This window comes from Nocardioides aquiterrae, assembly GCF_039526625.1.
Classification (GTDB): Bacteria; Actinomycetota; Actinomycetes; order Propionibacteriales; family Nocardioidaceae; genus Nocardioides; species Nocardioides aquiterrae.
In genome coordinates this window covers 1-5,362 of the sequence record NZ_BAAAJE010000043.1, presented here as the reverse complement: position 1 = coordinate 5,362, position 5,362 = coordinate 1, and the positions used below count along the sequence as shown (strand labels likewise).

Annotated in this window: 6 protein-coding genes and 1 pseudogene; 1 reads left to right on the top strand and 6 read right to left on the bottom strand. The window is 68.0% G+C overall.

What is annotated here, in order from left to right:
• Positions 1-425: 425 nt before the first annotated feature.
• The 5 genes from ABD086_RS25235 to ABD086_RS25215 all read right to left on the bottom strand — a co-directional run bounded on the left by ABD086_RS25235 (position 426) and on the right by ABD086_RS25215 (position 3,721).
• Complete coding sequence (locus tag ABD086_RS25235) at positions 426-968, bottom strand: NUDIX hydrolase (protein ID WP_343911446.1); 543 nt, start codon at positions 966-968, stop codon at positions 426-428.
• Positions 965-1,603 (bottom strand): hypothetical protein, encoded by a 639-nt coding sequence (locus ABD086_RS25230; protein WP_343911444.1) that lies wholly within the window; start codon positions 1,601-1,603, stop codon positions 965-967. Before ABD086_RS25230 ends, ABD086_RS25235 begins: the two co-directional genes overlap by 4 nt.
• 359 nt (positions 1,604-1,962) lie before the next feature.
• A complete protein-coding gene (locus ABD086_RS25225; RefSeq protein ID WP_343911442.1) occupies positions 1,963-2,376 on the bottom strand; it encodes a hypothetical protein in 414 nt (137 codons plus the stop codon).
• Positions 2,377-2,813: 437 nt separating this feature from the next.
• Complete coding sequence (locus ABD086_RS25220) at positions 2,814-3,149, bottom strand: hypothetical protein (RefSeq protein WP_343911440.1); 336 nt, start codon at positions 3,147-3,149, stop codon at positions 2,814-2,816.
• Complete coding sequence (locus tag ABD086_RS25215; protein ID WP_343911438.1) at positions 3,146-3,721, bottom strand: MarR family winged helix-turn-helix transcriptional regulator; 576 nt, start codon at positions 3,719-3,721, stop codon at positions 3,146-3,148. The genes ABD086_RS25220 and ABD086_RS25215 overlap by 4 nt, the downstream gene beginning before the upstream one ends.
• A 113-nt stretch (positions 3,722-3,834) precedes the next feature.
• Between ABD086_RS25215 and ABD086_RS25210 the strand changes: the two genes are divergently transcribed.
• Complete coding sequence (locus tag ABD086_RS25210) at positions 3,835-4,953, top strand: FUSC family protein (protein WP_343911436.1); 1,119 nt, start codon at positions 3,835-3,837, stop codon at positions 4,951-4,953.
• A 221-nt stretch (positions 4,954-5,174) separates the two neighbouring features.
• Here ABD086_RS25210 and ABD086_RS25205 read toward each other — a convergent pair.
• Positions 5,175-5,362 (bottom strand): annotated as a pseudogene (locus tag ABD086_RS25205) (hypothetical protein); the annotation flags it as partial.

Sequence of the window (5,362 nt, the reverse complement as noted above, 5' to 3'; positions counted from 1 at the left end):
ATACCGCACGGGACTTCACACAACGTCGATGCCAGCGCGTCACAAGACGGGCGACGGTCCGAGGACCGAAGGACTACTGCATCTACACTGATTAGAACACCTGTTCGATCCAATGTCAACCCCCGCTTTGCCCGAATTCAGGCACGCTGCGGTCGTCTTCCGGCGAGACCGGCTCATCTCCAAGAACTCCGCAGCGGTCGACGAGGGAATGTCGAGCGAACTGTCGCCGTGGCCTGCCGCAACGGCTGTGGCACCGCCGGCGGCAGAGACCCGCAACCCGTCAGCGCCTTGTCGCAGTTCGTGACTCGCAGCACTTCGCCGCGTTAGCACGGGTACTAGAACCGTACCCGTCAACGCCAAGAGGCTCAGCCATCCGCCGCATTTCTACCGCGCCCACGTGACGACGTCCGGGGCGCTGCTGTCGATCAACTCGCAACTTGACCTCGACGTCGAAGGTAGATCATGAGCGCCGAAAGCGTGAAGGCGTCTTCGATCTCGCCTTCGTCAACCAAAGTGAGCATCTCGTCCAGGGTAACCCACTGCGTCGCGGCCACCTCGTCCCGATCGGTGGGTGCAGACACCACAGCGACGTGGGCCAACAAGACAGCAACCCGACTGCTCTGCAGGCCCGAGTCCGGGGTCACATGACCGAGCAGCTCGAATGAGCTCGCGGTTGCGCCGAGCTCTTCGAAGAGTTCCGTGTGAGCACTGGTTTCGACATCCCCGTCGATTGAGAAGCCGCGCGCAAATGCCCACTGGAAGCGCGCGATGGGATAGCGAAAGTTAAACACCAAGCCTAGTCGATCATTATGAATCGGTACCAGCACGACCCCAGGATGTCCACCGGATGCCTCGATGCGAAGGTAAGTGCCACTGCGACCCGAAGGAAAGAGCACCTTGTCATCGAATACGGTCACGAACTCATTTCGATACGCGACTCGTTCTTCGACCCTCTCGATCTTTCTCATTGGCCATTCCTTCGGGATCCGACCAGTTTGCCGAGCGCACCGTGTCTCAACTCGAGTTGCCGTTGACTCTGTACGGCTTTCCAGATGCGTGCACCCACGGTGGGGACGGACGCCGACAGACCTAGCCACGGGTTGAAGACCGCTAGCAGCGCGGGGGATCCCGTCGCTATGACGTCCCACGTCAGACCCTTGGCCTCAATCCAGACACCCGACTCACTGTTCTCGACTCGCGCAATGCCGTCTAGCGCCCTGGCCATCAACCGCGTGTGGTGGTGCACCGCGCGGTTACGAGCAGAATCGCTGCCTGTGGCCGCCTCATTTAGGCGGCGTAGCGAATCCACCCACCTCTTACTTTCTCGCGCTGCGAGCACCTCGGCGAACGCCCCTTCGGTTAGCAGCGAGGGAATGATCTCCATGGCGCTGTCGAGGCTCGGCTTGTCGAAGGCGATCTCGAACGCACCGCCTGATCGGTCCTCCGCCTCACGTTCCTCGAGAGCCTCTAGTTGGACCTCACCTTCGGGCTCAACTTCCTCCCACGGCCCCACTCTCGTGCTGTAGGTCGCGGATGTCCGCCCAATCGAGTCGATGACGGTCCTGTTGTAGAGCGTGTCAATGACCTCGAGTATCTGGTTCATGAGTCGAGCGTCGTCGACGATGTCGCGAGCCGACTCCTCGCCTGCCCTGCCGGTCCATGACTCTCGGCTGTGGACGCGACTCCGGCTCTGAAATGGATGAGGGTCCGGGCTGAGATTGAGGAGTCGAACTAGCTGTTCGGCCGTCTGACTGGCCGGGCTGCCGGATTCGCCGCGCACGGATTCGCGGGTGATGAACTGCCGTACCCCGTCCTCTAGCGATATGCCGGCCGACGGGCGAGGCTGGACGACCCGGCGCTCATCTCCACTTTGGGCTGTGCGGAAGTAATCCCACGTGGCGGCGAACAGCTCCGAGCGCCAGTCGGGAATCCACTCGAGCGGATTAACAGGTAGGCCTCTCGCTATTGTGCCTCGAGGCCACGCGCCTCGTCGGTACGCGACAAATCTGGATAGAGACTGCTCGTCCAGCTCGCGTCGTTCACCTTGTTGAACATAGATGCGGCCGCATCCACAAAGCGTTGTGCCTTGAAGAGGTGTAGCCGCACCGGGCGCGGACGCATGAGGTCGTTCGCGAGTCCCGCAGCCGACTCTGCAGCGGCGACGGTGCGTACGAGGTTCTGGCAGGCGAACGAATCGAGCGCAAATGACTGCGGGACCACAATGTCTCTTCCAAACGCCAGAGCCACAAGCGCCTCGCAGCGCGCGGCTGCGGCTTGCTCAGCCTGTTCTTGACTGATCCCGTGGACGCGGTCGCCGATTGCGCGAACCGGTGCGCGAACTGAGTCCAGAGACTCCAGGTAGTGGGTGGGTCTCATGTGCTCACCCCGTCCCCCGGGCCACCCGGCAATTCGCGCTCGCTGTCGGTGCAGCGAGCCTACAGGGACAGGTTAGGGGCGGCCGGCACGCTGGAAGGACAACTTGACGACCTCCTGGCTTCACCCGAAATGGACTCCGGGCCACGTGCATCTGGCGCCGCGGACCCCAACGCGAGAGAGTGCAAGCGACATGAGTCATCGCGCCGCCTGACGGCACCGGCCCAGCTGCCGGGTCTGTGAAGGTCGGACGCTCCTGCAGCGATAACCCCCGGCTGACGTGCGGATCGTCGAGTGGATGAGCGCGACAACAACGAGGAGTTCCCCGACCCTCGGCTCCGGCGTACCCGCGCAGAAGCGGGGAGTCATGGACCCAACCCTGGACCGACACGTACGTCGAGGACTCGTCGTCGACGAGTGCAACGACTCCCACCGACCCCTCAGGCCCTGTGATCGCCCCGGCCTCCGCCGTCCGGGCGCGACCGGCGCAGTAGCCCCACCGCCCGGCGGCGTTGCCTCGTCAGCCACGGAGGCAGCCGCTCGGGGCGCCACGCCGACTTGCGCCTCCGGGGACGCTCGACGAGCCGGCCTCCCTCGGCGCTGAGGATGTTGTCCACGGGAATGGCGTCCGGGCCGGTCTCCCCCACGTCGGGTTTGCCCGGCTCCGGGTACCCCGCGACGGCGTCCTCGGGCTGGATCGGTGTGGGCTGGCCGCGCAGGTTCGCCACCTCGGAGACTTCTCCCTCTGGCTCTCCGCCGCGGGGCTTCTCGCTCATGGCTCTCCCTCGGGTCGGCGACGGAGCCCGGTACCCGAATCCGACCTTCCCACGCGGCGTCCTTCCTCCCAGGCGGACGTCAGTGCGCGTAGGCGGTCGGCCAGGCCCTCGATGGCCCCGGCGGGAGCTTCGGCGAGGAGGGCGTCCTCGAAGGCGAGCTGGGCGGGAACCACCTCGTCCACGAGCGCGGCCCCTGCGTCCGTGAGGACGAGCAGGGACGAGCGGCCGTCGGCCGGGTTCGTCGACCGGCTCAGCAGGCCCCGAGCCTGAAGGGCGTTCAGGCGCATGGTGATCGCGGAGCGCGGGGCCAACAGCGTCTGGGCCAGCGACGTCGGACTCGGGGGTTCGTCCGAACGGCGCACGGCGGACAGCACGTCCAGCTCCCCGCGGGTGAGCCCGTAGCCGGCGAGGAAGGCGTCGCTGGCGTCGAGGATGAGGCGGGACGCGCGCAGCAGCCGGTGGATCACCCCGAGGCTGGCGAAGTCCAGGTCCGGGCGCAGGCGGGCCCAGTCGCGCTGCATCCGGTCCACCACGTCGCCACCAGCGGGCCTGCCGTCTGCGTCCCGGTCCATCCGGATCCTCCTGTCCCATCCGCCACGGTCGGAAACCAAACTAGTTCATGACTGTAGTAACCTGCAGAGGTACTTCAGTCATGTAGCACTGACCCGACCAACGCGGAGCGACGATGACCCAGGCCACCCCGCCGCGGTCCTGGTGGGCGGCGGTCTTCGACCTGGGCCCCCACGCCGGCGCGCACTGGACCGCGCTGCGCGCCAGCGTGGCGATCCTCGTGCCGCTGATGGCGTGTCGGGCGTCCGGTCGCGGCGAGCTGCTGCTGTATGCGGCGATCGGGGCCTTCGCCGCGCTGTACGGCCGGCACGAGCCGGCTCGGGCCCGCCTGACCATGCAGGCCCAGGTGAGCGCCGTCCTGGTGGTCGGCGTCGCCGTCGGCGCCCTGGTGGCGACCACCCCGTTGCGGCTCTGGCTGCTCATCCCGATCGGGGCCGCCTGGGCCGGCGTCGCGGTGCTGCTGTCCGAGTGGGGGCGATGGCATCCGGCCGGAGCGCTCAACCCGGTCTTCGCCCTCACCGCCTCGGCCACGGTCCCGATCCCGCTGAGCACGGTGCCCGCAGCCGCCCTCACCGCAGCGGGCGCGGCCGCGTTCGCCCTGCTGCTCGCCCTCCCGGAGTGCAGTGCCCGCGACGGCGGTGAACCGACGCTGCACCGACGGGCGGGACGCGGCCTGCGCCCGCCCGACCCGGTGGGCCGCCACGTCGCCCGCCACGTCGCCCGCTATGTGCTCGGTATCGGCGCCGCGGGCGTCGCCGTGGCGACCAGCGGTATCGGTCACCCGTACTGGACCTTCGTCACGGCAGCCGTGCCGATGTCCGCACCCGACCTGCACGCCCGCCTGGCGCGCGCGGCCCAGCGGGTGATCGGCACGGCCACCGGCCTCGGCGTCGCAGCCCTCGTCCTGGCCGCTCACCCCGCGGGTTATGCCGCGATCCTGGTGATCGCCGCGCTCCAGGCGTGCACCGAGCTGACCACCGGGCGCAACTACAGCCTCGGCCTGGTCTTCTTCACCCCGATGGCCCTCGTGCTCGGCGACCTCATGCTGCCCGCCTCGATCGGCACCCTCCTCGCTCAGCGCGCCGTCGAGACCGTCATCGGCCTCGCCATCGCCCTGGCGGCCACCCTCGTCACCCACGAACGGCGCAGCCCCACGACCCGGACCCCGCCGCTGCTCACCGTTCCCGTCACCGGCGACACGCGGTCGTCAGCGACGTCGGACCGGACCCGGTGACCACTACCGTGTCGTGATGTGACGACCTTCGACCCGGCCCGAGGCGCGGGCCCGACCGCGGCGTCGTGCATCCCGAACCGCGGCGGGCTCCCGCCGTGCGACAGCTGCGGCGCTCCCATGCGGTGGGAGACCTCGCACCAGCGCTGCGACCGGTGCGGGCACATCGTCCCCTGCTGCGAAGGCGCCCCCCTGGCCTGACCGGCTGGAGGACCCCGGACCGGTTACGCCGTGCCGGCGTCCGCTCGGAGCTTCTCCTGCTCGGCCTTGAGCAGCAGCGCGATGTCGATGAGCTGGTCCTCCTGCCCGCCGATCAGCTTGCGGCGGCCGGCCTCGAGCAGGATCTGGGCCCCGGAGACGCCGTACCGGTCGGCGGCGTTGCCGGCATGCTTCAGGAAGCTCGAGTAGACGC

Excerpts from the sequence above, each read along its gene's own strand:
- ABD086_RS25230 (WP_343911444.1), bottom strand. The coding sequence starts at position 1,603 with ATGAACCAGATACTCGAGGTCATTGACACGCTCTACAACAGGACCGTC.
- ABD086_RS25210 (WP_343911436.1), top strand. The coding sequence starts at position 3,835 with ATGACCCAGGCCACCCCGCCGCGGTCCTGGTGGGCGGCGGTCTTCGAC.
- ABD086_RS25215 (WP_343911438.1), bottom strand. The coding sequence starts at position 3,721 with ATGGACCGGGACGCAGACGGCAGGCCCGCTGGTGGCGACGTGGTGGAC.
- ABD086_RS25225 (WP_343911442.1), bottom strand. The coding sequence starts at position 2,376 with ATGAGACCCACCCACTACCTGGAGTCTCTGGACTCAGTTCGCGCACCG.
- ABD086_RS25220 (WP_343911440.1), bottom strand. The coding sequence starts at position 3,149 with ATGAGCGAGAAGCCCCGCGGCGGAGAGCCAGAGGGAGAAGTCTCCGAG.
- ABD086_RS25235 (WP_343911446.1), bottom strand. The coding sequence starts at position 968 with ATGAGAAAGATCGAGAGGGTCGAAGAACGAGTCGCGTATCGAAATGAG.